This window comes from Paenibacillus sp. RUD330, assembly GCF_002243345.2.
Taxonomy (GTDB): Bacteria; Bacillota; Bacilli; order Paenibacillales; family Paenibacillaceae; genus Paenibacillus_O.
This window is the reverse complement of record NZ_CP022655.2, coordinates 5428574-5451377: the sequence shown is the minus strand read 5'-3', so window position 1 is coordinate 5451377 and position 22804 is coordinate 5428574. Positions and strand designations below refer to the sequence as shown.

At 58.0% G+C, this 22804-nt stretch carries 24 protein-coding genes; 18 read left to right on the top strand and 6 right to left on the bottom strand.

Annotated features, from left to right (window positions below; all coding sequences use genetic code 11):
* Positions 1-221: 221 nt before the first annotated feature.
* Positions 222-719, top strand: coding sequence for an RNA polymerase sigma factor (locus CIC07_RS24610; RefSeq protein ID WP_076357307.1), 498 nt, complete (start codon positions 222-224; stop codon positions 717-719).
* On the top strand, positions 700-1254 hold the full coding sequence (locus CIC07_RS24605) for a hypothetical protein (protein WP_076357309.1): 555 nt from the start codon (positions 700-702) through the stop codon (positions 1252-1254). The genes CIC07_RS24610 and CIC07_RS24605 overlap by 20 nt, the downstream gene beginning before the upstream one ends.
* A 138-nt stretch (positions 1255-1392) precedes the next feature.
* On the opposite strand, the gene CIC07_RS24600 is transcribed toward CIC07_RS24605, so the two are convergent.
* From CIC07_RS24600 to CIC07_RS24590, 3 genes are all read right to left on the bottom strand, one after another.
* Positions 1393-2622, bottom strand: a complete 1230-nt coding sequence (locus CIC07_RS24600) for an MFS transporter (protein WP_076357311.1) — start codon at positions 2620-2622, stop codon at positions 1393-1395.
* Between the two features lie 72 nt (positions 2623-2694).
* The gene (locus tag CIC07_RS24595; protein WP_076357313.1) at positions 2695-3294 is read right to left on the bottom strand and encodes a TetR/AcrR family transcriptional regulator; all 600 of its coding nucleotides are present in this window, start codon (positions 3292-3294) and stop codon (positions 2695-2697) included.
* Between the two features lie 319 nt (positions 3295-3613).
* Positions 3614-4369, bottom strand: coding sequence for an SDR family NAD(P)-dependent oxidoreductase (locus CIC07_RS24590; protein WP_076357315.1), 756 nt, complete (start codon positions 4367-4369; stop codon positions 3614-3616).
* A gap of 148 nt (positions 4370-4517) precedes the next feature.
* On the opposite strand from CIC07_RS24590, the gene CIC07_RS24585 reads away from it, so the two are divergent.
* The 12 genes from CIC07_RS24585 (at position 4518) to CIC07_RS24530 (ending at position 15393) form a co-directional block, all read left to right on the top strand.
* A complete protein-coding gene (locus CIC07_RS24585) occupies positions 4518-5774 on the top strand; it encodes a helix-turn-helix domain-containing protein (RefSeq protein WP_076357317.1) in 1257 nt (418 codons plus the stop codon).
* 119 nt (positions 5775-5893) lie between these two features.
* Positions 5894-6568: a response regulator transcription factor gene (locus CIC07_RS24580; RefSeq protein ID WP_076357319.1), complete on the top strand. Its 675-nt coding sequence runs from the start codon at positions 5894-5896 to the stop codon at positions 6566-6568.
* Positions 6558-7868 carry a sensor histidine kinase gene (locus CIC07_RS24575; RefSeq protein WP_076357321.1) on the top strand — a complete coding sequence of 437 codons (1311 nt, stop codon included), beginning with the start codon at positions 6558-6560 and terminating at the stop codon, positions 7866-7868. Before CIC07_RS24580 ends, CIC07_RS24575 begins: the two co-directional genes overlap by 11 nt.
* A gap of 131 nt (positions 7869-7999) precedes the next feature.
* Positions 8000-8416 (top strand): hypothetical protein, encoded by a 417-nt coding sequence (locus CIC07_RS24570; protein ID WP_076357323.1) that lies wholly within the window; start codon positions 8000-8002, stop codon positions 8414-8416.
* 1 nt (position 8417) lies between these two features.
* Positions 8418-9083, top strand: coding sequence for a PspA/IM30 family protein (locus CIC07_RS24565; RefSeq protein WP_076357325.1), 666 nt, complete (start codon positions 8418-8420; stop codon positions 9081-9083).
* A 160-nt stretch (positions 9084-9243) separates the two neighbouring features.
* On the top strand, positions 9244-10458 hold the full coding sequence (locus CIC07_RS25800; protein ID WP_094248290.1) for an isochorismatase family protein: 1215 nt from the start codon (positions 9244-9246) through the stop codon (positions 10456-10458).
* 328 nt (positions 10459-10786) lie between these two features.
* Positions 10787-11596 carry an SDR family NAD(P)-dependent oxidoreductase gene (locus CIC07_RS24555; RefSeq protein ID WP_076357327.1) on the top strand — a complete coding sequence of 270 codons (810 nt, stop codon included), beginning with the start codon at positions 10787-10789 and terminating at the stop codon, positions 11594-11596.
* 42 nt (positions 11597-11638) lie between these two features.
* Positions 11639-12904 (top strand): MFS transporter, encoded by a 1266-nt coding sequence (locus CIC07_RS24550; RefSeq protein WP_076357330.1) that lies wholly within the window; start codon positions 11639-11641, stop codon positions 12902-12904.
* A gap of 25 nt (positions 12905-12929) precedes the next feature.
* Positions 12930-13679 (top strand): SDR family NAD(P)-dependent oxidoreductase, encoded by a 750-nt coding sequence (locus tag CIC07_RS24545; RefSeq protein ID WP_076357332.1) that lies wholly within the window; start codon positions 12930-12932, stop codon positions 13677-13679.
* An 11-nt stretch (positions 13680-13690) separates the two neighbouring features.
* Complete coding sequence (locus CIC07_RS24540; protein ID WP_076357334.1) at positions 13691-14425, top strand: SDR family NAD(P)-dependent oxidoreductase; 735 nt, start codon at positions 13691-13693, stop codon at positions 14423-14425.
* A 69-nt stretch (positions 14426-14494) separates the two neighbouring features.
* On the top strand, positions 14495-14914 hold the full coding sequence (locus CIC07_RS24535) for a MarR family winged helix-turn-helix transcriptional regulator (protein ID WP_076357336.1): 420 nt from the start codon (positions 14495-14497) through the stop codon (positions 14912-14914).
* Between the two features lie 83 nt (positions 14915-14997).
* The gene (locus CIC07_RS24530; RefSeq protein WP_076357338.1) at positions 14998-15393 is read left to right on the top strand and encodes a VOC family protein; all 396 of its coding nucleotides are present in this window, start codon (positions 14998-15000) and stop codon (positions 15391-15393) included.
* Between the two features lie 108 nt (positions 15394-15501).
* On the opposite strand, the gene CIC07_RS24525 is transcribed toward CIC07_RS24530, so the two are convergent.
* Complete coding sequence (locus CIC07_RS24525; protein ID WP_076357340.1) at positions 15502-15945, bottom strand: MarR family winged helix-turn-helix transcriptional regulator; 444 nt, start codon at positions 15943-15945, stop codon at positions 15502-15504.
* Between the two features lie 168 nt (positions 15946-16113).
* Here CIC07_RS24525 and CIC07_RS24520 point away from each other — a divergent pair, with 168 nt between their 5' ends.
* Complete coding sequence (locus CIC07_RS24520) at positions 16114-17073, top strand: quinone oxidoreductase family protein (protein ID WP_076357342.1); 960 nt, start codon at positions 16114-16116, stop codon at positions 17071-17073.
* A 190-nt stretch (positions 17074-17263) separates the two neighbouring features.
* Here CIC07_RS24520 and CIC07_RS25795 read toward each other — a convergent pair whose 3' ends face one another.
* Together CIC07_RS25795 and CIC07_RS24510 are read right to left on the bottom strand one after the other, a co-directional pair.
* Positions 17264-17707 carry a hypothetical protein gene (locus tag CIC07_RS25795; protein ID WP_139334429.1) on the bottom strand — a complete coding sequence of 148 codons (444 nt, stop codon included), beginning with the start codon at positions 17705-17707 and terminating at the stop codon, positions 17264-17266.
* A gap of 7 nt (positions 17708-17714) precedes the next feature.
* Complete coding sequence (locus CIC07_RS24510) at positions 17715-18311, bottom strand: TetR/AcrR family transcriptional regulator (protein WP_094248289.1); 597 nt, start codon at positions 18309-18311, stop codon at positions 17715-17717.
* Between the two features lie 202 nt (positions 18312-18513).
* Here CIC07_RS24510 and CIC07_RS24505 point away from each other — a divergent pair, with 202 nt between their 5' ends.
* The 3 genes from CIC07_RS24505 to CIC07_RS24495 all read left to right on the top strand — a co-directional run bounded on the left by CIC07_RS24505 (position 18514) and on the right by CIC07_RS24495 (position 22659).
* Positions 18514-19275, top strand: a complete 762-nt coding sequence (locus tag CIC07_RS24505) for an SDR family oxidoreductase (RefSeq protein ID WP_094248288.1) — start codon at positions 18514-18516, stop codon at positions 19273-19275.
* Positions 19276-19804: 529 nt separating this feature from the next.
* Complete coding sequence (locus tag CIC07_RS24500) at positions 19805-21304, top strand: malate:quinone oxidoreductase (protein WP_076357350.1); 1500 nt, start codon at positions 19805-19807, stop codon at positions 21302-21304.
* A gap of 236 nt (positions 21305-21540) precedes the next feature.
* Positions 21541-22659: an SGNH/GDSL hydrolase family protein gene (locus CIC07_RS24495; RefSeq protein ID WP_094248287.1), complete on the top strand. Its 1119-nt coding sequence runs from the start codon at positions 21541-21543 to the stop codon at positions 22657-22659.
* Positions 22660-22804 lie beyond the last annotated feature (145 nt).

Here is a 22804-nt window from a genome sequence, read left to right as displayed (position 1 = left end):
TCCGATTGTCTTCTTCTCTAATCTCGGATCGGCATTCCATATTTTTAATATTAATGGACAAAAATAGAAACCGCCTTTCCGTCTTGGCTTGCAGTCGTCTGCGGCCTTTTTTGCGTTCATAGCCATGAAAGGCGTGAAATTGCCATTCGCCAAAATAAAATCGGCCGCAATGAAAAATAAAGGGGCCCTCAGTTGTATTCATAGGGAAAGGGGGTACGGATGTGCGCCATTCATTTGAGCTCAATGAATCTGTGCGGCGGGCCTTGGACTTATATTCGCAAAGCCTGATCAAAATCGCCTTTGCCTATTTGAAAAATATAGCGGATGCGGAAGAAGTGGCGCAGGAAGTGTTTCTCGCCTATTTGCAAAAGCGCCCTGTATTCGAAAGCGGAGAGCATGAAAAGGCGTGGCTGATTCGAACCGCGATCAATAAAAGCAAAAATATGCTGAAAACGGGATGGTTCAGGAGCAGAAACCCGGTTCCGGAAAACCTCAGCTGCCTCGCCAGGGAGGAAAACGAGATTTTGCAGGCGGTGCTCGCCTTGGACAAGAAATATCGGATCCCGATTCACCTGCACTATTATGAAGGTTATTCGATCCAGGAAATTGCCGTCATCATGCAGTCCAAGCCCGCAACGGTAGGAACATGGCTGGCAAGAGGACGCGCCCTCTTAAAAGAGAAGATCGGAGGCATGGAGGATGAAGAAATCTGTTTATAAAACGGCGATGTCCAATGTGCAGACCAGCGAGGACTTCAAGGAAGCGACGTATGAGAAGCTGATGCGGGAGATGGAAAGGACAACTCCGTTCGAGAAGAACAGTCAAAAGGGGGAACGGCAAATGGAGAACGCGAAGAAAAGAAGGGCGGCCGGCTGGACGATGGGGATCGCGGCGTGCGCAGTGGCGACGGTCGGCATCCTGACGATGAGCCCGACGGCTCCGACGACGGCTCCCCAGCCTACGCAAGCCGCAACGAAGCCTCCTGCCATGGGGAAAGCCGCGGTAAATATTGATGGCGTCATCTCCGAAGTGAGTCCGGACGGCAAAAGCTTCAAGATCGGCAATCTGTGGGTGACGATAAGTGATCGGACCAGGCTGGGCATCGACGGTCCAACAGCGGCCAAGCCATCGGAAGAGCTGCTGCAGAAGGAATTTAAAGTCGGGAATGCCGTGTCCGGATATACTTCTCAGGATCTCAGCGCCGGCAAGGTGACGGCTGACGTTATCTACAACAATATAGCCCCGCAGCATTAACCGGCCGCGCCCAGCAGCACTTCCATTGATAGTTGAATATAAGCTGTATGGCTCCAAACAAAAGGAAGCTCGATGACTCAAGCTGAGCCTTGAAAAGCCGTTCCGGCACGCCGGAACGGATGATTTCAATTGGTCCGATCAGCTCGGCAGCCGTCCGGATTCCGGCGTCTCCCGCGGGCGTCCGCGCTCCATCCGCAGCGACATGGCGAAGCAGAGCAGCAGGACAATGCTGGCGAGCGTATACGGATAATGAATATTCACATCGAACAGGACACCGGCGATGATCGGTCCCGCAATGTTGCCGAGGCTGGTGAAGGCCGAATTCAGGCCGGCCACGTAGCCCTGCTCGTTTTTGGCGAGCATGGACATCTGGGTGCTGATGGCGGGCCGCAGAATGTCAATCGCCAGAAAGACGATGAAGGTCACGGCGAAGATGAGCCAGAACGTATGCACGAACAAGGTCATCAGGATGAAGATGCCGGCAAACAGCAGGCAGGTGGTGATGACGCGCTTCTCGCCGAACCGATTCAGGATCCAGCCGAAGGCGGTCACCTGGACGACGGCGCCGGCGATGGAACCGAACGTGATGATGAAAGCGATGTCCTTCGGCCCGAATCCGAACTGATGGTCCACGAACAGGCCGAACACCGTCTCGAAGTTGGCGAGTCCGAACGACAACGTGAACACGACGATCAGGCTGAGGAAATAAGGCTCGCGGTGGGCGGTCAGGAGCTGGGCGACCAGGCCCTTCTGCGGCCTGACCGGAGAAGGCGCTGCATCGGCCGGCGCTTCGGCCTCGGCGGCCGGCTTGGATTCCTGCAGGACGAAAAAGGTGAGGCAGGCCGCTATCAATCCTGCTGCGCCTGCGGCGTAGAAAGGGACGCGCAGGCCGAACTCGGCGATGTAGCCGCCGATTCCGGGCCCGATGATGAAGCCGGTCGTAATGGCCGCGTTGATGTAGCCCATACCGGCCGCGCGCTCTTCGCGGGTCGTGACGTCCGCCGCGTAAGCCATGACCGCCGGCATGATCAAGGCGGCGCTGACGCCGCCAAGCAGCCGGGAGGCGAACAGCAGCCACGGCTGCTCGGCCATTCCGAACAAAGCCTCCGACACGGCGAACACCGTCATGCCGGCGACGATCATCCTCTTGCGGCCGAAAGCATCGGCCAGGCGACCCGCCAGCGGCGAGAACAGCAGCTGGGTAAGCGAGAAGGCGGCTACAAGCAGTCCGACCAGGCTGCCGTTGATGCCGAGCAGCTCCATGAACTTCGGCATGATCGGAATGACGAGGCCGATCCCCGTAAACACTAAAAAGAGATTGAGCATAAGGAGCAGGATGGCTCCGCGTTTTTTCAGCAATAGAGTCATGATGTCGATCCCCCCGTATAAGTGCGATTGAATCCTGAATATCCGTTCTAGATTATGGCGAAAAAAAGGCGGCTAACGGGCCGCCTTGGCGATGCCGTGCAAGAGCATCTCCATGGCCGTTCGATATGCGGCAAGCGCTTCGTCGCGCCGCATCCGCCGGGTATGCTGGCTGAGGCCGTACAGCAGGCTGTCCAGAATCATGGCCGCGGCATCCACGTCCGCGACGGCGAACTCTCCGCTGTCGATGCCTTTCTGGAGCAGCTGGCGGTTGAAGAGAAGATACCCCTGGACGATCTCGCTCATCCGTTCTTCCACATCCGATGTTTTGTCCGAAAGGTTGAAGAACTCGTCGACGGCTTTGGCCAGAGGGTGGTTCCACTGATCGAGAGCCAGATGCTCGGCCATCCCGTACAGCTTCTCGATCGCGGTCTCGTAGCGATGCTCCTGCGCCAGCCATGTCTCTTCCCATTCCTGATTCCATTCGTCCAGCAGATGGAGAATAAGGCCTTCCTTGTTCTTGAAATGATAATAGATGTTGCCGGCGCTGCAGCCGGTCGCCTTGACGATCTCGTCGATCGATGTGGCCTTGTATCCCTTTTGAATGAACAGCGTCCGCGCTGCTTCGGCGATCTTTTTCTTTGTCTGCTCGGTCTGCTGCTGCTTTTTGTTCACCGTGGCGTCACCTCGATTCGGGCGGTGAAATAATACTGAACATTTATTCAGTATTATAGAGGAATAGATGCGCAGGTTCAACCCTAGGATGCCGATTCCGCTCCTGGCCTATTCAGGTCGGATCGGCTGCGGGACGTGCGAGTCGGGACAGGTGGACATGATGGCCGGCTTGGAGCGGGGGATTAGACAGACGGAGCATTGCGGCGGGACGATTCGAGACAGGGATATCGATGGCCCGACGGGATCGAATTCTACAGGCAGGCTCAGGCGGATAAAAAAAGCCGAAGCGGCCAAGCCGCTTCGGCTGTTCGACGTCAACTTACAGGGTCAGTCCGCCGTCGGCGAGCACGATCGAGCCGGTCATGTAGCTGGCGCGGTCGGAAGCGAGGAAGCAGACGACCTCGGCCAGCTCCTCGGGCTGCGCGTAACGCCCCATCCGCATGTTGGCGACTTCCTCCGGCACGTAGCCTCCGGACATGAACGCCTGCTCCACGCCCTTCGTCAGCGCCGTCTCGACTCCGCCCGGGCAGATGCCGTTGACGCGGATGCCCTTCTTCACGTATTCCATCGCCGCGCCCTTCGTCAGGCCGACGACCGCATGCTTGCTGGCGGAATACGCCGAAGCGCTGTGCTCGCTTTTCACGCCAGCGGTGGAGGCGGTATTGATGATTGCGCCGCTCTCCTGCTTCTCCATGACCTGGAGGACGTATTTCATGCCGAGGAATACGCCGCGCACATTCACGCTCATGATCCGGTCGAACTCGCTCTCCTCGATATCCGCCAGCTTGGAAAATTTCTGCACGACGCCTGCGTTGTTGAAGAACACGTCGATGCGTCCGAAGGCTTCCAGGGCCGCCTGCACATAGCGCTGGACGTCCTCGGCTTTCGATACGTCGGCCTGCACGAAGATCGCTTCGCCGCCTTGCTCCTGAATGAGGCGTACCGTCTCCTGGCCTGTCGCCTCGTTGAAGTCGACGACGACGAGCTTCGCTCCGTAGCCTGCCATTTTCAAGCTGGTGGCGCGGCCGATGCCGCTTCCCGCTCCCGTCACAACTGCAATTTTACGGTCCAACATATGCGTTCATTCCTTTCCGGAGTGTAGTTCCATCGGTTCTGCCTCTATATTGTAAGGCGCTTACATGAAGGATAATTGTAGTTTTCTCCGATTTGTAGTATTTTCTACTCATTCTATTGGCTGAAATTCTCGGGAGGTCGAGGTACAGATGAACAAGCTGCCGGAGCTGGCCGTTTTTGGCCGGCTTCTCCATGATGCGCTGGGGGTGCCGGTTTTCGTCATCCATCCGGGGAGGAGGATCGAAGCCGAATACGCCAACGATTCGCTTCGGACCAACCCTTATTTCGCTTCCTTCGTCCGCGGACAGGTATCCGGCTACGAATATGCGCTTTATGCCGCCGACCGGCCGGTCCACTTCACCCGCTCCCGGCTGCAATACTTCTTCGTGAACGCGCTCGACGAGGAGCGTCTGGCCGGCACGCTCGTGCTCGGCCCTCTCGTGCAGGAGCGTCCCCATGACGGGCTGTGGAGCGAAGAGCTGGAGAACCTCCATGCGGCCAATCGCCGCCCGCTGCTAGACCTGTACGAAGAGGTGCCGCTCCTGCCTCCGGAACGCGCCCGCGCGCTCAGCCTGATGGTCCACTATGCTATCCGCCGGCAGCCTGTCGATCTGTCCGCGAGCCTGCCTGCCGAAGCTCCCCCGGAAGAGCCTGCAGCCATGAAGGCGGAATCGGAGTCGGACGCAGAGCTGTCCCGCGGCCGCCGCAGCGGGCTGCTCCATGCGAACCTGGCCCATGAGCGCGTCCTGCTGCATTATGTGCGGACCGGGGAGAAGGAGCGGATGCGCACCTTCGCGATGGAATTCATCATCGGCGAGGATGAGTTCGGCGTGCTGGCCAAGCGCAGCCGGCTCCGCAGCGAGAAGAACCTGATGATAACAGGCATCGCCCTCATCTGCCGGGCGGCGGTCGAGGGCGGCCTGCATGAGGAGGACGCGTTCACGCTCAGCGACTACTACATCCAGCAGCTGGAGGAGATGGGCTCGCTGCAGGAGGTCGGAGCCGTCATGACGAAGGCGCTGTTCGACTTCGTCGACCGGGTGGCGCAGGTGCGCCGGGGCCATTATTCGCCGGCCGTGCAGGACTGCCTGCATGAGATCGCGAGCCAGCTGTACGGCGATCTGACGCTGGGACGGCTCGCCGAGCGCGCTCATCTCAGCCCCAATTACCTGTCCGGACTGTTCAAGAAGGAGGTCGGACTCACCCTCTCCGACTACATCCAGCGCGAGCGGATCGAGGAAGCCAAGAAGCTGCTGGCCCTGACCGATTATCCGGTCGCCGACATCGCCGCATGGCTGAGCTTTCACGACCAGAGCTATTTCATCAAGGTGTTCAAGAAATGGGAAGGGACGACTCCGCGCGCCTACCGCCGTTCGGAGCGGAGGCCGATGCGGAAGCTTCATTAGAGCCGCATCGTCTGCTTGCGCGGGCAAGGCCTTTTCCGCCCATCCCGATTCTCTTTACCGCGTTTATACTTTTTCTGTGATAATCTAGACGTAATCTTCCAAGCGGCGGTGAAACCGAGATGAACATTCTTCTTGCCGAAGACGACAAGAAACTGGGCAAGCTGGTGAAATACATGCTGGAGAAAAAAGGCGGCTACCATGTCGATTGGGTCGAAACAGGGGAGGATGCGCTGGAATATGCCAGGCAATCCTCCTATGATGTCCTGATCCTGGACTGGATGATGCCCCGTACGGATGGAATCGAGGTGTGCAAGAGCCTGCGCGCCGCGAATTATGGCCAAGCCATCCTCCTGTTGACGGCCAAGGACGCCCTGCAGGATAAAGTGCTCGGGCTTGATGCCGGAGCGGACGACTATTTGACCAAGCCGTTCGAGATGGATGAGATGCTGGCGCGCCTCCGCTCCCTCACACGTCGCAATTTCGCCCCTATCCAAGCGGATGTGCTGACGTTCGGGAGGTTTACGTTGAACCGCGCCTCGCGCCAGCTGTTCAGGAGCGGGGAGGAGATTTTCCTCAGCCAGCGGGAATACCAGCTGCTGGATGTATTCGTTCAGAACAGCGGCCATGTATTGAACCGGGAGGTCATTCTGGATCGCGTATGGGGATTCGGAAGCGAGGTGTCCTACAAGAATGTGGACGTCACGGTCAAGATGCTTCGGGACAAATTGGAGGCTGCGGAGGGAGAAGCGAGAATCCACAGCGTCAGGGGAGTAGGCTACCGGTTTGAAAAATAAGCGAAGCCCAAAGAGCGATCTGTTCGTTCAAACGCAAAAAAAGCTGACCTTCACTTATGCCTGGCTGATCATCGTCTTCCTCATTCTGTTTTCGCTTCTCGCTTCCCTGTTCTTTCTCGGGATGGCTTATCAGGAGCAGCGCAATTCGCTCCAGTCCACGATGTACGCGACGGACAACGGAAGGATAGCGATTCCGGATCTGTCCGACTCCCGCGGGGAGGATCTGTACTTCTTCTATATTTTGGATCAAGGCGGGAAAATGATCGCGGGCAGCGATGCCTTCCCGCAAAACAGCGACGCCAGCCTGGAGAAGATCGGCCGGTGGCATCCGCGCAAGGCCGAGTACCGCCTGCAATGGCTGCCCGAGTCCCGGGACCGCCATGACGGCAAGAAATTCAAGGAAAGCGACCGGCTGCTCTTCGTAGGCGCGCGTCCGCTCCTGACCGCCGACGGACAGGCAGCCGTCATCTATGCGGCCAAAGATGTGACCTTCTACCTCGAGGTGCTCAAAAATCTGCTCCTTGTGCTGCTCTTTATTCTTTTGCTCTTTTTCATCATCGCCGTATGGCTGAGCTATTCCATGTCCAAGAAAGCGATGATTCCGATCCAACGGGCATACCGGCATCAGCAGCAATTTCTGGCTGACGCGTCGCATGAGCTTCGGACGCCTCTCAGCATCATGAATACTTCCCTGGATGTCATCGAGCTTGAGAACGGGGAGGACTTTTCCGCCTACACACGCGAAGTCGTGTCGGATATGAAGGAAGAGGTGGGCCGGATGAGCCGGATGGTGCAGCATCTGCTGGTGCTGGCCCGTTCCGACTCCGGCTCGGTCGAGTTCGAGATGGCTTCGTTCAGCCTGGTGCCGAAGGTCCGCCAATGGATGACGGCGTTTGAGGCTGTGGCTCACAAGAACGGGATCTCACTGACCGCCCGGCTGCCGGAGGTGCTGGAGGTCACGGCCGATGTCGAGCGCATCAAGCAGCTGGTGTACATTCTGCTGGACAATGCGATCAAGTACACGCCGGAAAACGGCTCCGTCGACGTTGCGCTGGGCAGCAGCGCCAAGCAATGGGTGCTGACCGTACGGGATACCGGAATAGGCATTCCCGAGGAAGGCAGGCAGCGCATCTTCGACCGGTTCTACCGGGTGGAGGCGCATCGTTCCCGGGATGAAGGCAGCGCCGGCCTCGGCTTATCAATCGCGAAATGGATCGTCGAGGCCCATCGGGGGACGATCGAGGTCGAGAGCTCTCCAGGCGAGGGAAGCGCCTTTGCGGTGAAATTCCCCCTTAACTGAATGCGGCACCCTTTCTCAGGCAAGCGGAGATAGGGTGCTTTTTTTCTTTTTCATTTTACCGTACTTATACTTTTCGGGCCTATAGTGAGCCATGTAGACAAGAAATACGCAAGCGAAAGGATGGATGAAGCATGAGATCCGGTAAACCTTGGATCAAGAAAATCCTGCTCGCAGCCGGGATCATCGCCGTAATCGGTGTCGGCATCAATCTGGCCTCGAAAATGGACAGGCCCGACAATCATCACGGAAAGCAGAAGGAAAGGACATCCTTCATGTCCGCGCAGGGCGGCGGGAATGGATGGGCGGGACCGAACGGCCGTCATGACAGAGGAATGCGGGGCGGAGGCGGCGAGCATGATGGCTGGGGAGCCGGAGCAGTTGTCGGCGGAACCCTTCTCGGAGCCGGATTGCTGCACTGGGCCATCAAGAGAAGGAAAAGACCAGCCGGAGCTCGCGCAGCCCTTGCTGCTCCCGTAATTCCTTCCACATCCGATTTCCTGGACCAATGGGAACAAAACCAAACCACAACGAAAAAGGAGTCGAACTGACATGGGTATTTTCAAACGGATCAAGAACACTTTTCTGGCGGAAACGAACGGGCTCTTGGACAGGTTCGAGCAGCCCCTCCACATGGTCGATCAATACATCCGCGAGTTCGAGCAGGAGCTGGCGAAGGGCCAGAGCGCTTATGCCAACCAGCTGTTCATTGAAAAAAGGCAAGCCGCTCTCATTGCCGAGACCGAAGCCGGCCTGGAGAAAAGAGATCGCCAGGCCAAGCTGGCCGTGACGAGGGGCGAGGAGCATATTGCCCGGCTGGCGCTGCAGGAGAAGCTGCTGCTGGAGAAAAAGCTGTCTGTCTATCAGGCGCAGCAAGCCGCAATCCAAGAGCAGACGAAGCTGTTGGAGGAGAGGATCGGCCAGCTGCTCGTCCAGTCCGAGGAATACAGCCATCGCCGTCTGCTGTTGGCGTCCCGGGTCAATGTCGCCGGTTCGCTGAAGGAGATGAACCAGAGCGTCGTCGCGTTCCAAACGGAAAATGTCGCCAAAGGGATTGCCCGCGTGGAAGAAAAAGTGCTGTTGATGGAAGCCCAGGCCGAGGCGTTCGCCCACTTCTCGTCCCCGGCCAAACGCTCGGCTCCGCAATATCTGGACCCAAGCCTGTCGGCCGACATCGACAAGGCGCTGGAAGACCTGAAGCAGCAGAACGAGCGCTGACATATGGATTGAGGAAGGACCATTCCCGGCTGGGGATGGTCCTTTATGTTGAATCTTAGTCCCAGGCGAGCGCATGACGCGCTGTTCGTTTCGCCGGGAGGGCAGGAGAATCCAATCGCCAGGTTGAATTCGATACGTTGGAGAAAAGGAGGCCGAGCTCATGCACAGTTCACGCAGCCAAAGCGCGCTGCTCGTCATGGATATGCAAAACAGCGTCGTATCGCGTTACATCGAGCACGAGAATGAGCTGCTCCCGTTCCAAAAAGCTCTTGAAACCGCGCGACGGCACTCGATTCCCGTTATTTATGTGCGGGTGGCGTTTCGAGAGGGCTATCCCGAGATCAGTGCGCGCAATAAAATGTTCGGCGGCATTGCGGGAAGGTCCGGAGGTGCCGCTCCGGAAGCGGCTATGCACATTCACTCTTCGCTGCAGCCTCGGCCAGGCGAGCCGATCGTGACCAAGCTGCGGGTCGGCGCGTTCACCGGGAGCGACCTCGAAGTCATCCTCCGCGCCAATGGGATCGATACGCTCATTCTCAGCGGCATCGCCACGAGCGGAGTCGTATTGTCGACTCTGCGGGAAGCGGCAGACGAGGACTTTGTGCTGAAGGTGCTTGCCGACGCATGCCTCGATGCCGATCCTGAAGTCCATCGCGTTCTGATGGACAAAGTGTTTCCTCTTCAAGCAGAAGTGATTTCGGTCGATCAGTGGGCGGATTCGCTGGCTGTACGGCCGGAAGCCCAGGACGAGAAGAAGGAGAAGGCGAGAAAGTATTCGATGCTCAACCAGCTGGCCCGGAAGGGGCAAACGGTGTTTGCGGGATCGTCGCTGATGGAGTTTTTCCCGATCAACGAGCTGCAGCAAACGCTGGACCGCAGCTGCTGCCTGTATAACCGCGGCATAGCCGGCTTCGTGACGGCGGAGCTGCTGGAGTCGCTGGAAGCCTGCATCTTCGAGCTGGAGCCCTCCAGCATTTTCATCAACATCGGAACCAATGACATCAGCGCGCCGGATTACAAGCTGGAGCGTCTGCTTGCCGGCTACGACGAGATTCTGACTCGGATCGCCCGGAGATTGCCGGACTGCCAAGTATACGTCATGGCTTATTATCCCGTGAATGCCAAGGCGGAGTTTCCTTTCGTGCCGCGGGAGTCGATGGAAGAGGTGTTCCGCACCCGGACGAACGAAGCGATTCGGGAAGCGAATCAAGCCATCGGGCTGCTGGCGGCCAAGCATGGCTATGCGTTCATCGACGTGAACGAGGGCTTGGCCGACGCGGAGGGCAACCTGAAGAAGGAGTATGCGGTCGACGGCATTCACATGCTTCCGAGCGGCTATGCCGTCGTGTGGAACAACCTGAAAAAATATTTGTAGGCGTTCGCCTTCCAGCGGGCAAGGACATTCCTCTTTATCCGATGCTTACGGGCCGACTGCGGCCATGCAGGGCTCCCGACGAGGGAGCCCTTTTGGTTTCGAGGCGCAATCCATGGCAGCGGAGGACAAGGATCCGTTCGGCGCGGAACACAAGGGTCTGGTTCCATTTTCTTTCCTTGCTCCCAGTATTTAAGCCATTACCAGTCGGAGTTTCCATTGCGCCGGGATCTATCTTTTGATATTATTTAGACGTCTAATAATTAAACATCTAAATATAGATGATGCGGCATGCGTCATCAACCGTTTCAAAGAGAGGAGCCTGAACCAAATGGAAAGAATGAACGGCAAGGTTGCCCTTATTACCGGAGGGGCTTCGGGAATCGGCTTGTCCGCCGCCAGCCTGATGGCGAAGGAAGGAGCCAAGGTCGTCATCGCGGATTTCAACGTCGAGGGGGCGAAGGCTGCGGCTGAGAATATCAAGGCTCAGGGCGGCGAAGCGGTCGGCGTCTTCCTGGATGCCGGCGACGAAGTCTCGATTCAGGAAGCCGTTGAATTCACTGTCAAGCAGTACGGCATGATTACGGTCCTGTTCAACAATGTGGGGCTGACGAATCTGAAGAAGGATCTGGATGCGGTCAACGTCGATCTCGACGAGTGGGACAGGCTGATGAACGTCAACCTGAAGAGCGTGCTGCTCGGCTGCAGGTTCGCCATTCCTCACATGATCGAAGCCGGCGGCGGCTCGATCATCAATACCGCTTCCATGGCGGGATTCGCCTCCGATGCCGTCCGCGTAGCCTACGGCGCTTCAAAAGCCGGCGTCGTCAACCTGACGAAGTATATCGCGACTCAGTATGGCAAGCATAATATCCGATGCAATGGCGTCGCGCCTGGACTGATCTTGACGCCGGCCGCCAAAAACAATATGCCGCCGCAGGTATTGGATCTGTTCGCGAAATACAATGCGCTGCCTTACCACGGAGAGCCGGACGATATCGGCCATACCGTGCTGTTCCTGGCATCGGACGAGTCGAAGTTCATCACCGGACAGACGATCCAGGTTGAAGGCGGACATTATATCGCCAACCCTACCGTTCCGGATTTTGAGCAATTTATGAAAGCGGCGCAGAGCGGCTAGAGCTCGCGCAAGGAACCTTAGAATCGGGGAGAGAAAAACGCAATGAGTCACGCCAAAAAGAAAATCCACTACGCTTGGTGGATTTTGCTGGGGCTATGCATCATGGTCGGATTGGGAAAAGCTGCTCTCAACAACTCCGCGGGCCTCTTTTTAAAGCAAGTATCGACTGATCTCGGAGTCGGAATGGGCAGCCTGTCCTTGTACTTCAGCGTCTCGGCTATCGTGACGATGGTGTTTCTGCCTATCGGCGGCAAATTGATGGCCAAGTACGATACCCGGTTCATCTTGAGCATCGCCGTCATTCTGCAGGCCGGTGCGTTCGCTCTGTTCGGGCTCATGAGCTCCGTTTGGGGATGGTATATCCTAGCCGTTCCGCTGGCCGTAGGCGGAGTGTTCATCACCGTCATCGCCGGTCCCGTCCTGATCAATCAGTGGTTCAAGAAGAGCAAGGGGCTGGCGCTTGGAATCATGGGAGCGGCAGGCGGCCTGCTTGGAGCCTTCACCCAGCCGGCTGTCGGCAACCTGATCGCGCATCAAGGCTGGAGACATTCCTACATGATCGTCGGCATCGCGGTCATCGTGATCGTCGTTCCCATCGTTATCCTCTTGCTGAGGAAGTCGCCTCAAGAAAAGAAAGCGCTTGCGTATGGGGCGGGAGAAACCACGGGCACAATCGGAACCGCGGCCGCAGCGGCGGAAAATAAAGGGGTCACCTTGGCTGCCGCCAAAAAATCCTCCGCTTTTTATGCGCTGATCGCCTTTTTCTTCATGATCACTTCCGCGGCAAGCTTTTCAATGCACATTCCGACGTACTTGATGAACAAAGGCTTCGATGTGTCGTTCGCGGGCAATGTCATGGCGACCAATATGATCGGCGTGCTGATCGGCTCCTTGGTCATCGGCTACGCGAGCGATAAGATCGGCACCCGGAACACGGCGATCGCCGCGATGCTTCTTGGGCTGCTGTCGATCGGCCTGCTGCTGTTCTCGGCTTCCAGCACGGCCGTCATCTCGCTTGCGGTCGGCCTCTTCGGCCTTGTGTCCGCCTCGATCGGAACGCTGGGGCCGGCTCTGACCTCGGCTCTGTTCGGCAATAAGGAATACAGCCAGATTTATTCCAACGCCTCCATGGGGCTGGCGATCTCATCAATCGTGGCCCTGCCGGCCTATGGGTACGTGTTCGACTATACGGGCAGCTACACCCCGGTTCTGTATGCGATCGGCATCATGCTGATCATTAATATCGCCTGCATCGGCCTTGCTTTCCGAGGAAAGAAAAGGCTGGAGCAGGCCGGATCGTGGAATTAATCCAATCGAAGAGAGAGGGATTTCAATGAGATTGCAAGGGAAAGTCGGAATCATCACCGGCAGCGCATCGGGAATCGGCCGCGGCATGGCGCTCGCCATGGCCAAGGAAGGCGCGCATATCGCCATCGTCGACGTGAACGAGCAGAAAGGGCAGGAGACGCTCGCCGAGGTCAACCGCTGCACGGAAGGCTGCCTTTTCATCCGGGACATCTCGGTCAAGGACAATGCGCATGACATCGTGGCCGAGGTCGTCAAGAAGTTCGGCAAGCTGGATATTCTGGTGAACAACGCGCATGCGTCGAGGCAAGCCAGCTTTATCGACACGACTCAGGAGCAGCTCGACCTGTCGTTCGGAACGGGCTTTTACCCGACCTTCCATTTCATGCAGGCGGCTTACGCCGAGCTGAAGAAATCGCAGGGCAAGGTGATCAACTTCGCATCGGGCGCCGGCATCGACGGACAAGTGACCCAGACCTCCTATGCGGCCGCCAAGGAAGCGATCCGGGCGATCTCCCGCGTCGCGGCGAACGAATGGGGACCGGACGGAATCAACGTCAACCTGATCTCGCCGATCGCGCTGACGCCGGGTGTCGAGCAGTGGCGCGACAGCGCTCCGGACATGTACGAGGCGATGATCAACCGCATTCCGCTGCGCCGCCTTGGCGATCCGGAGCAGGATATCGGCCAGGTCGCCGTATTCCTGGCGAGCGAAGAATCGAATTACATCACCGGCCAGACGATCATGGTCGACGGCGGTTCCATCAAATTACGTTAGGAGCAATCACAATGGGAAAATTGGATCGGAAAGTAGCCATCGTAACCGGCGGAGCATCGGGCATCGGCGAATGCATGGTGGACCTGTTCGCGCAGGAAGGCGCCATCGTCATCGCGGCGGACATCAATGAAGCCGCGCTTGAAAGGGCCAGCCAGAAAAGCAATGTGCATGGAATGAAGCTGAATGTCGCCTCCGACGAGGACTGGCAGGCACTGGCCAAGGAAGTCCACGAACGCTTCGGCAAAATCGATATCCTGGTCAACAACGCCGGCATTTCCTCGGAAAAGCCTTTCGCCGAAATCGATGCCCAGGACTGGCAGAAGATGCTCTCCATCAACGGCTTCGGGCCCTTCGCCGGCATGAAGCATGTCGCTCCCTATATGGCGGCCCAGAACAAAGGATCGATCGTCAATATTTCTTCCTACACCGCCTTGATCGGTCAAGGCTTCAATCACTACTCCGCCTCCAAGGGCGCGGTGCGGGCGCTGTCCAAAGCGGCGGCCACGACCTTCGGCCGCCAAGGCGTCCGGGTCAACGCCATCTTCCCGGGCATCGTCGAAACGCCGATGACCCAAGCGCTGAGCACCTCCAAGGATCTGCTGGGACGCCTGATCCAGGCCACGCCTCTCCAGCGCCTCGGACAAGCCATCGACATCGCCCAGGCGGCGCTGTTCCTGGCTTCCGACGACTCCTCGTACATCACCGGCTCCGAGCTGGTTGTCGACGGTGGATACTCGGCCCAATAACGTGTAAGATGAGGACAGCCCTTAATTTCCATTAGGGGCTGTCTCTTTTTGTTGTTCAAGGAGGAGCTTATGGAAGAGCAGACCATATTCGAACTCATCCGCGATATGGACCAATTCACCAATCAACTGATTGTCCAGTGGAACAAAACCTTTTCCGAAGACCTCGGCGTCTCCCATGTTCTCGTGCTCGGCCACTTGAAGCAGAACGGGAAAAGCCGGCCTTCGGACATTGCCAAAATATTGGGGCTCACCCCGCCGACGCTCAGCTACCTGTCGGAAAAGCTCGTCGGCAAGGAGCTGGCTGTCCGCAAGGTGGATGAATCCGATCGCCGGATCGTCTATTTGGAAATTACCGAGACAGGCGCCGCTGTCCTTAGGAAAGCGACTCTGGAAGGCCAAAGGCTGCGCAGGGAGCTGTTCCGGAAGCTGACCGAGGAGGACCGGGCGCATCTGGCGAGAATATATAAGAAGATGAACAGCGGAGACTAAGGCAGCGGTCCATCGGCGGGCGGAAAGCGGCTCCGAAGGAGCGTTCCAGGCTTTGGAGGCAGGACAATAAGGAGGGAACGGACATGAATAAGGTAACGCCCTTTTTGATGTTTGAGGGAAACGCGGAAGCGGCGATGAAGGTGTACGTCTCCGTGATCGAGGATTCGGAAATCAAAAGCATCACCCGGTATGGTGCGGATGAACCCGGCCCGGAGGGAACCGTCAAGCAGGCGGTCTTCTCACTGAAGGGCCAGGAAATCATGTGCATAGACAGCTTTGTCAAACATGCCTTTACTTTCACGCCGTCGTTCTCCCTGTTCCTTGCTTGCGACACTGAAGAGGAAGTGGAACGCGTTTTTGCGCGCCTGTCGGAGGACGGAGAGGTTCTGATGCCTCTGGGCGAGTATCCGTTCAGCAGGAAATTCGGCTGGATTGTGGACAAGTTCGGCGTTTCATGGCAGCTTGCACTGCCTCAGTAGACACAGGTGGATTCATCCTGGCTGGCCGCCGATGCCGCCTCGTCTTCTTATGAAGCATGCAAGCACCTGGATTGGACGTGCAGGGGGCATGGCGCGAAGCCTGGCCACTCAGTCCTGCAAACGAGCGGAGGCGCCCAGAAGCTTCGCTGCAAGGGAGGCGAGCCGGGAGCGCTCGTCGTCAGGCAGGACATCGAGAGCGGCCTGCAGCCGCAGCTCGATCTCCCCGCCGACGCTGCGCACGAGCTCTCTGCCGGTTGAAGTCATGCGGACGTTGAACCCCCGACGGTCGGCGGGAGCGACCGTGCGCTCGACCAGCCCGCGGCGCTCCGCGCGGTCGACCAGCCCGGTAATGCTGGACTTGTCGAGATCGAGATGCCGGGACAGCTGCTGCATGCTCGGCTCACGATCGCGCAGAATGCCGAGCAGCCGGATTTGAATGACCGACAGGTCATGCTCGGCGCCGGCCCGTCCGAGAATGGATTGGACAAGAAAGGACAGCTGGACCAGGCTGTCCACGGCCGACAGGCCGCTTTGAGATTCATCAGGATGCATAAGATTTCACTCCGGACAGGGTAGGATGGGAATGAAGGGCGCGGAAGCCATTTTGGCTCAAGCGCTCTTTTTGCATTGTACCACAGAGGTTGACTTAATACGTGACACAAACTATATTGTTTGTATCACAAACTAAATGATCGCAAAGCCGCGAAGGAGGCCCTTGCCATGCATGCAGCCGTAGTACGTTCTTTCGACCGCGTTCCCCAGTACGAAACGTTCGATGCGCCTCGACCGTCCGGAGAAAACGAAATCCTTGCCGACGTTGTTGCTGCCGGTCTGCATCCTCGAGTCCGGTCCCAGGCCGACGGCTCCCATTACACCAGCCGGGAAGAGCTGCCGCTCATACCCGGCATCGACGGAGTCGGACGGCTTCCGGATGGCCGGACGGTTTATTTCGTCGCCCCCGATACCTCCTACGGAACGCTGGCGGAGAAGTCGGTTGTCGACCTGCGCCGGAGCGTGCCGCTGCCCGCCGGCGCCGATCCTGTGCTCATTGCTGCAGCCATGAATCCGGCCATGTCCTCGTGGGTCGCTCTCCGCCGCCGGGTGGATTTCCAGCCGGGACACAAGGTTCTTGTCCTCGGGGCGACCGGAAGCTCCGGACAGATGGCGGTTCAGATCGCCAAGCTGCTTGGCGCAGGCCAAGTCATCGGCGCCGGACGTCATCAGGAACGGCTCGACTCCCTTCCGGCGCTGGGCGCCGACGAGGTCGTCTCCCTTGCGGGCGACCCCGAGGAGGCCGCGCGGCGGCTCGGTGGAGCGGCCTCTGAAGTTGATGTCGTCATCGACTATCTGTGGGGGAAGCCGGCCGAGCTGGCGATGCTTCCCCTGCTCAAGAGGAGAGCCGACCGGAGCCGGGCCTTGTCCTGGATCCAGATCGGCTCCGTTGCAGGTCCGACTGCTGCCGTGCCTTCCGCCGCTCTCCGATCGGCCAACTTCAGCCTTCTCGGCAGCGGTCAAGGCTCGGTCTCGACGGCGGGATATGTAGCCGAGCTTCCGGCGCTGATCGACGTCATCTCGGCCGGAAAGCTCCGAGTGGATGCAGCGGCCGTCCCGCTTTCGGAAGTCGCGGAGGCTTGGAATGCTCCCGGCGCCCGGCGAGTGGTGTTTCTTCCGGAGCAGTAGGTGGATAACGATGGGCAGGCTGCGCTATGCATCGTTAGGCCATCGCGGCGCAAAGCTGCGGATCATGAAATAACTTACCGATACGGATCCTTTATGATAAATTTGACCTAATTAAAAGAAGGAGGCGTTGTCTTATGAAAAGAACCTCAACCAATCATAGGGTGCTCAAGAAAAAGGGGAAGGCGTTGGATTAGCCCTGTAAACGGCGTTGTCTCCCCGTGAGGAGGGTATCGGAATGGATTCCGGCAATAAGGCCGATCGTGTTGTTGATTTTACTTTGGATGGCGTTTCTTTTCGATTGCAGGAACAGCATGACTTTGGTTGGCTGCGCTCGCTGGGCCGAGTTTTCAAGGTATTTGATCGGCAGGATTCCGGCAACATCTGCTTTGGAGTCGAGAAGCACGGAAGGAAATGCTTCGTCAAATACGCAGGAGCGAAGCCCACGGAGTTTTCGGGTGATCCTAGGGATGCCGCAGCAAGGTTGTCCGAGGCCGTTCCGTTGTACTCGGCTTTGAAGCACCCGCAGCTCATCCGGCTGCAGGACCACTTTCCAACCCCAGACGGCTGCGCCGCCGTATTTGAATGGTTCGAGGGCGAGTGCCTGCATCCGCATTGGTCTTTTTCGGTCCTTCATAGCGGATTCAGAACCTGGGGGCTCTGCCGTCCGCTCGATCATAGGGATACGTCAGAATCTTGATCAGCTGCTCCGCCATGTGATCCGGCGTGTATTTGTAGCCTTCCCTGACCCACTCGACGATGAGCCCGAAGAGGGCGTAGGCGATATAGCTGGCGAACAGATCCGGGTTGATCTTCCCGTCGCCGCTTCCCATGGTGTCCTGCTCCCGCATCACCAGCTGCTTCAGCGTGCCGCAGATCCGGTCCTGGAAGCCGGGCAGCGCATTGGAATTGATGATGATCCGGTAAAAGTCGGAGTAGGAATCGACATGCTTGAAAATGATCACCGAGGAAGTCGTCAGCTCGCCGATCACGAGCTTGTCGGTATGGAGATAGGGCTCGTTGTAGGCCCGGATCAGATCCTCCATGACATCGTTCATGAGCTCTCCGAGAAGCTCTTCTTTCGTCTGATAATGCTTGTAGAACGTCCCGCGGTTCAGCTCCGCCCGGGTGACGATATCCGTGACGGTGATGTGCTTGAACTCCTTGGTCTCCATGAGCAGGATCAAGGCGTCCTTCAGCTCGCGTTTGGTCTTGCTCACACGCCGGTTGGGTACTGGCAACAGATCACCGCCTAAATGTCTACTTCGCGCATGAAGATGAACAGATCGTGGGACAGGCATCCGTTTTTCGACAGTCGGGAAGTTTTTTGCATATTGATCCTTAAATTATAGAGGACTACACTGGTGGTGTACAAATTCGCGAATGATGGATAGGCCCATCCCCCAACTGACACCCTAATCGATAAAAAGGAGCGATCCTGTCATGAAACTCCACGAACAAGTTGCCATCGTAACCGGCGCCGCCTCCGGCATGGGCAAAGCCATTGCCGAGCTGTACGCCAAGGAAGGCGCCAAGGTCATCGTCGCCGACCTCAACCTCGAGGGCGCGCAGCAGGTCGCCCAGGGAATCGTCGCCCAAGGCGGCACGGCCAAGGCCCTTCAGGTCAACGTAGCGAAGCTGGAAGACATTGAAGGCATGATCGACACCGCCGTGAGAGAATACGGCACGCTGGACATTCTCGTCAACAACGCGGGCATCATGGACGGCTTCGAGCCGGCCGGCGACATTGCCGACGAGCGCTGGGATCTGATCTTCGACATCAACACCAAGAGCGTCATGAGGGCTATGCGCAAAGCCATTCCGATCTTCCTGGAGAAAGGCAAGGGCGTCATCGTCAACACCGCCTCCACCGGCGGATACAACGGAGCGCATGCGGGCGCGACCTACACGGCATCCAAGCACGCGGTTGTCGGCCTGACCAAGAACACCGGCTTCATGTACGCGCAGAAGGGCATCCGCTGCAATGCGATCGCTCCGGGAGCGGTCATGACCAACATCCAGTCCTCGATGAAGAACATGAACGAGTTCGGGATCAGCCGCTCCCAGCTGTCTCAAGGCTTGATTCCACGCGCGGGCTCGCCGGAGGAGATCGCCAAGGTGGCCCTGTTCCTGGCCTCCGACGATTCGAGCTTCCTGAACGGCACGGTCGTCACCGCCGATGCGGGCTGGACTTCCGCTTTCTGATCGGTTCTTCTCCGCCGCACCGGCCCATATCTGAATGCCAATCGCCCCTGCTGGTTCAGCGGAGGCGATTTTTTCTTATCGGCGCAAGGAGGCCATGGCGCTGGCCAGAGCCCGATTGAGGCGCGTAATGGCGCGAATCGGGTGATTAGGAGCCGTCGCCCGCCGCTGTACGGCAAGCTGCTGCAGATTTTGCCCTATTAACCGGATTCTTTTATAGACATTATGCTCGACTCCTACTGGGAGAGTCCGTATAATTGTATACAATGCCAACTTTCCGACGTGGGAGCTATATTCAAATGCCCGGGTTGGAATACTAAGCTAAGATGGGGAAAACCGTCCGTAAAATCCACATTTCGCGGCCTGCTTATCGCCTCCCATTATTATATAATAGTAAATATCTTAATCTGCAGATAATCATGGTCATCGTGTTCAAAAGAGCGGTGTGACTCTGTCGCGCCTTGCTTGCTATGCAATTTGTCCGAAAGAGCTGCATTTTTTCTTCAAATATCAGCGTGTAAGGAAGGTAAAAATGAGTAAAACACAAACCCAAACAGACGTTATCTTAATTGGTGCAGGCATCATGAGCGCGACTTTAGGGGCGCTGCTCAAGGAATTAGCGCCCGACTGGAACATCTCCGTGCTCGAGAGGCGGGCGACCGCAGGCGAGGAGAGCTCCAACGAATGGAACAATGCGGGGACGGGACACTCCTCCCTGTGCGAGCTCAACTACACGGTCGAGAAGCCGGACGGATCGATGGATATCAGCAAGGCGATCGGCGTGAACGAGGAATTTCAGGTATCGAAGCAGTTCTGGTCCTATCTGGTCCAAAGCAAGCTGATCGCCAACCCGCAGGACTTCATCATGCCGGTTCCCCATATGAGCTTTGTGCAAGGGGAGAAGGATGTCGCCTTTTTGAAGAAGCGGTTCGACGCCCTGTCGGCCAACCCTCTCTTTGAAGGAATGGAATTTTCCGACGATCCGCAGAAGCTGAAGGAATGGATTCCGCTGATGATGAAGGACCGGACGACGAAGGGTCCTATAGCGGCGACCAGGATTGAATCCGGAACGGACGTCAACTTTGGCGCTTTAACGCGCATGCTGTTCGCCAACCTGCAGAGCCGGAACGTCGAGATCAAATACAAGCAGAACGTCGACGATATCAAACGGACAAGCGACGGCCTGTGGGAACTCAAGGTGCGGAACGTCGACAACGGCGCGGTCGAACGCCGCACGGCCAAGTTCGTCTTCATCGGCGGAGGCGGCGGCAGCCTCCATCTGCTGCAGAAATCCGGCATCCCGGAAGGGAAGGGCATCGGCGGCTTCCCGGTCAGCGGACTGTTCATGGTGTGCCAGAAGCCGGAAATCGTCGCGGATCACCGTGCCAAAGTATACGGCAAAGCTCCGCTGGGCGCTCCGCCGATGTCGGTGCCGCATCTGGACACCAGGGTCATCGACAAAAAGGAATCGCTGCTGTTCGGACCGTTCGCCGGCTTCTCGCCGAAGTTTTTGAAATACGGCTCCATGCTTGATCTGGTCACCTCCGTCAAGATGCACAATCTGGTCACGATGATGGCGGCAGGCGTGAAGAACGCATCCTTGACCACGTACCTGATCAAGGAAGTGATGCAGTCGAAGGAAAAGCGGATGGACGCCCTGCGGGAGTTCGTTCCGAACGCCAAGAGCGAGGACTGGGACCTGCTCGTAGCCGGACAGCGCGTGCAGATCATCAAGGATACGGCAGCCGGCAAAGGAACGCTGCAATTCGGCACGGAGGTCATCAACGCAGCGGACGGCTCGATCGCCGCCCTGCTCGGCGCTTCCCCTGGCGCCTCCACTGCCGTTCCCGTCATGCTGGAGGTATTGGCCAAATGCTTCCCTCAGCAGATCCAGTCGTGGGAGCCGAAAATCAAGGAAATGATTCCTTCGTACGGCATGTCCCTGATGGGCAACCCGGAGCTTATCCATGATATCCATGAATCAACGGCTAGGACGCTTGGACTGAGCCCAAGTCCTCAAGCGGTCAGGTAAGATTCGATGAAATGGCTGTGATCGCGTATGCGGTGCGGCATCCGCTTTGCTGACAGCCCCGTCGTCATGACGGGGCTGTTTTTTAGTCCGGCGAGCCGCCGCATGCGCTCCGCATGATCTCCGCTTGATTTCCGGATTAGGGCAGGCTGCGGTTTTTTCCTTTTGCAGGGCGACATCGGGCAGGGTCCGGGAGTAAACTGGATCTAACGACGAAACCGCAGATGGAGGATAAGACGATGAATGAATTGACTGTACACGCCCTATCCGATCTCCCGCATGCCAAGGTGCATGGCCGGACGACGGGAGAGCGTTCCCCGCTCACTCTTTTCTGGAGCGGAAGCGCCCTTGAGCTTCAGGCCCAGGGGTCCGAGCTATGGGTGGAGCTGGAGGCCGATTACGGCCAGTATGAGCCGTGGATCACCATTCTGATCAATTCGGTGCCGGTCGGCAGGCAGATGGTCACGGCAGGCAGGCACTGGGTCTGCCTGTTCCGCGGCATGGACGGAGAGACAGCCAAGAACGTCCGCATCGTGAAGGACGTGCAGCCGATGAGCGGCGATCCGCGCTGCTCCCTGCACATCCATGCGGTCAAGTTCGACGGGGAGTTTCTGCCCGCAGAGGACAAGCCCTATAAGATCGAGTTCATCGGAGACAGCATCACTTCCGGCGAGGGAGCGATCGGCGGCAGGGAGGAAGCGGACTGGATCCCGATGTGGTTCAGCGGCACGCGCACCTATGCAGCCCTTGCGGCGGAAATGCTGAATGCGGAGTGCCGAATTATTTCCCAAAGCGGATGGGGCGTCCTGACGAGCTGGGACAACAATCCGCATGGCAATATTCCGCAGCATTACCGGAAGGTATGCGGCCTTCTGACGGGAGAGAGGAATGCGGCTCTCGGCGCCTTCCGCGACTATGATTTCGCTTCCTGGCAGCCGGATGCCGTGGTCGTGAATCTGGGCACCAACGATGGAGGCGCGTTCTACTCGCCGGAGTGGAAGGATGAGGAGGCCGGCAGGGCCTATAAGCAGCGTCTGAACGAGGACGGGACCTTCAACGAGGAGGATCTGAAGGCTTTCGAGGCTGCGGCGGAGAGCTTCCTCTCGACGATCCGCTCCTGCAACCCCAATGCCTATATCGTCTGGGCCTACGGCATGCTGGGAACGCCGATGATGCCGGCCATCTACCGCGCAGTCGATGCCTACATCAAGCGTTCGGGCGACCGGAAGGTGTCGGTGTTCCAGCTTCCCGCCATGACGGAGGAGACGGCGGGAGCAAGGAGCCATCCCGGCGCCGCGGCGCATGAGCAGGCAGCCCGAGAGCTGGCTGCCTGTCTGCGGGGGCGGCTTCGGCCTTAGAACGGCTCCCCCGTCATGGCGATGGGGAGCCGCTGCATGCCGGCAGACCGCCGTCATGCGATCTCGCCGCGCCTCCAAGCGGGGTCCGGCCGTGAGGCTGCATAGGGCGGCGGATATCGTGATAAGCTAGATAATTGGAAGGATT

What these genes read in the sequence shown, in the direction of transcription:
- CIC07_RS24585 (WP_076357317.1), top strand. Translation starts at nt 4,518, where the DNA reads ATGAACAAGCTGCCGGAGCTGGCCGTTTTTGGCCGGCTTCTCCATGAT.
- CIC07_RS24605 (WP_076357309.1), top strand. Translation starts at nt 700, where the DNA reads ATGAAGAAATCTGTTTATAAAACGGCGATGTCCAATGTGCAGACCAGC.
- CIC07_RS24540 (WP_076357334.1), top strand. Translation starts at nt 13,691, where the DNA reads ATGGGAAAATTGGATCGGAAAGTAGCCATCGTAACCGGCGGAGCATCG.
- CIC07_RS24495 (WP_094248287.1), top strand. Translation starts at nt 21,541, where the DNA reads ATGAATGAATTGACTGTACACGCCCTATCCGATCTCCCGCATGCCAAG.
- CIC07_RS24565 (WP_076357325.1), top strand. Translation starts at nt 8,418, where the DNA reads ATGGGTATTTTCAAACGGATCAAGAACACTTTTCTGGCGGAAACGAAC.
- CIC07_RS24530 (WP_076357338.1), top strand. Translation starts at nt 14,998, where the DNA reads ATGAATAAGGTAACGCCCTTTTTGATGTTTGAGGGAAACGCGGAAGCG.
- CIC07_RS24590 (WP_076357315.1), bottom strand. Translation starts at nt 4,369, where the DNA reads ATGTTGGACCGTAAAATTGCAGTTGTGACGGGAGCGGGAAGCGGCATC.
- CIC07_RS24500 (WP_076357350.1), top strand. Translation starts at nt 19,805, where the DNA reads ATGAGTAAAACACAAACCCAAACAGACGTTATCTTAATTGGTGCAGGC.
- CIC07_RS24505 (WP_094248288.1), top strand. Translation starts at nt 18,514, where the DNA reads ATGAAACTCCACGAACAAGTTGCCATCGTAACCGGCGCCGCCTCCGGC.
- CIC07_RS24520 (WP_076357342.1), top strand. Translation starts at nt 16,114, where the DNA reads ATGCATGCAGCCGTAGTACGTTCTTTCGACCGCGTTCCCCAGTACGAA.
- CIC07_RS25800 (WP_094248290.1), top strand. Translation starts at nt 9,244, where the DNA reads ATGCACAGTTCACGCAGCCAAAGCGCGCTGCTCGTCATGGATATGCAA.
- CIC07_RS24535 (WP_076357336.1), top strand. Translation starts at nt 14,495, where the DNA reads ATGGAAGAGCAGACCATATTCGAACTCATCCGCGATATGGACCAATTC.
- CIC07_RS24580 (WP_076357319.1), top strand. Translation starts at nt 5,894, where the DNA reads ATGAACATTCTTCTTGCCGAAGACGACAAGAAACTGGGCAAGCTGGTG.
- CIC07_RS24600 (WP_076357311.1), bottom strand. Translation starts at nt 2,622, where the DNA reads ATGACTCTATTGCTGAAAAAACGCGGAGCCATCCTGCTCCTTATGCTC.
- CIC07_RS24550 (WP_076357330.1), top strand. Translation starts at nt 11,639, where the DNA reads ATGAGTCACGCCAAAAAGAAAATCCACTACGCTTGGTGGATTTTGCTG.
- CIC07_RS24570 (WP_076357323.1), top strand. Translation starts at nt 8,000, where the DNA reads ATGAGATCCGGTAAACCTTGGATCAAGAAAATCCTGCTCGCAGCCGGG.
- CIC07_RS25795 (WP_139334429.1), bottom strand. Translation starts at nt 17,707, where the DNA reads ATGAAGGACCGAAAAAGACCAATGCGGATGCAGGCACTCGCCCTCGAA.
- CIC07_RS24555 (WP_076357327.1), top strand. Translation starts at nt 10,787, where the DNA reads ATGGAAAGAATGAACGGCAAGGTTGCCCTTATTACCGGAGGGGCTTCG.
- CIC07_RS24545 (WP_076357332.1), top strand. Translation starts at nt 12,930, where the DNA reads ATGAGATTGCAAGGGAAAGTCGGAATCATCACCGGCAGCGCATCGGGA.
- CIC07_RS24525 (WP_076357340.1), bottom strand. Translation starts at nt 15,945, where the DNA reads ATGCATCCTGATGAATCTCAAAGCGGCCTGTCGGCCGTGGACAGCCTG.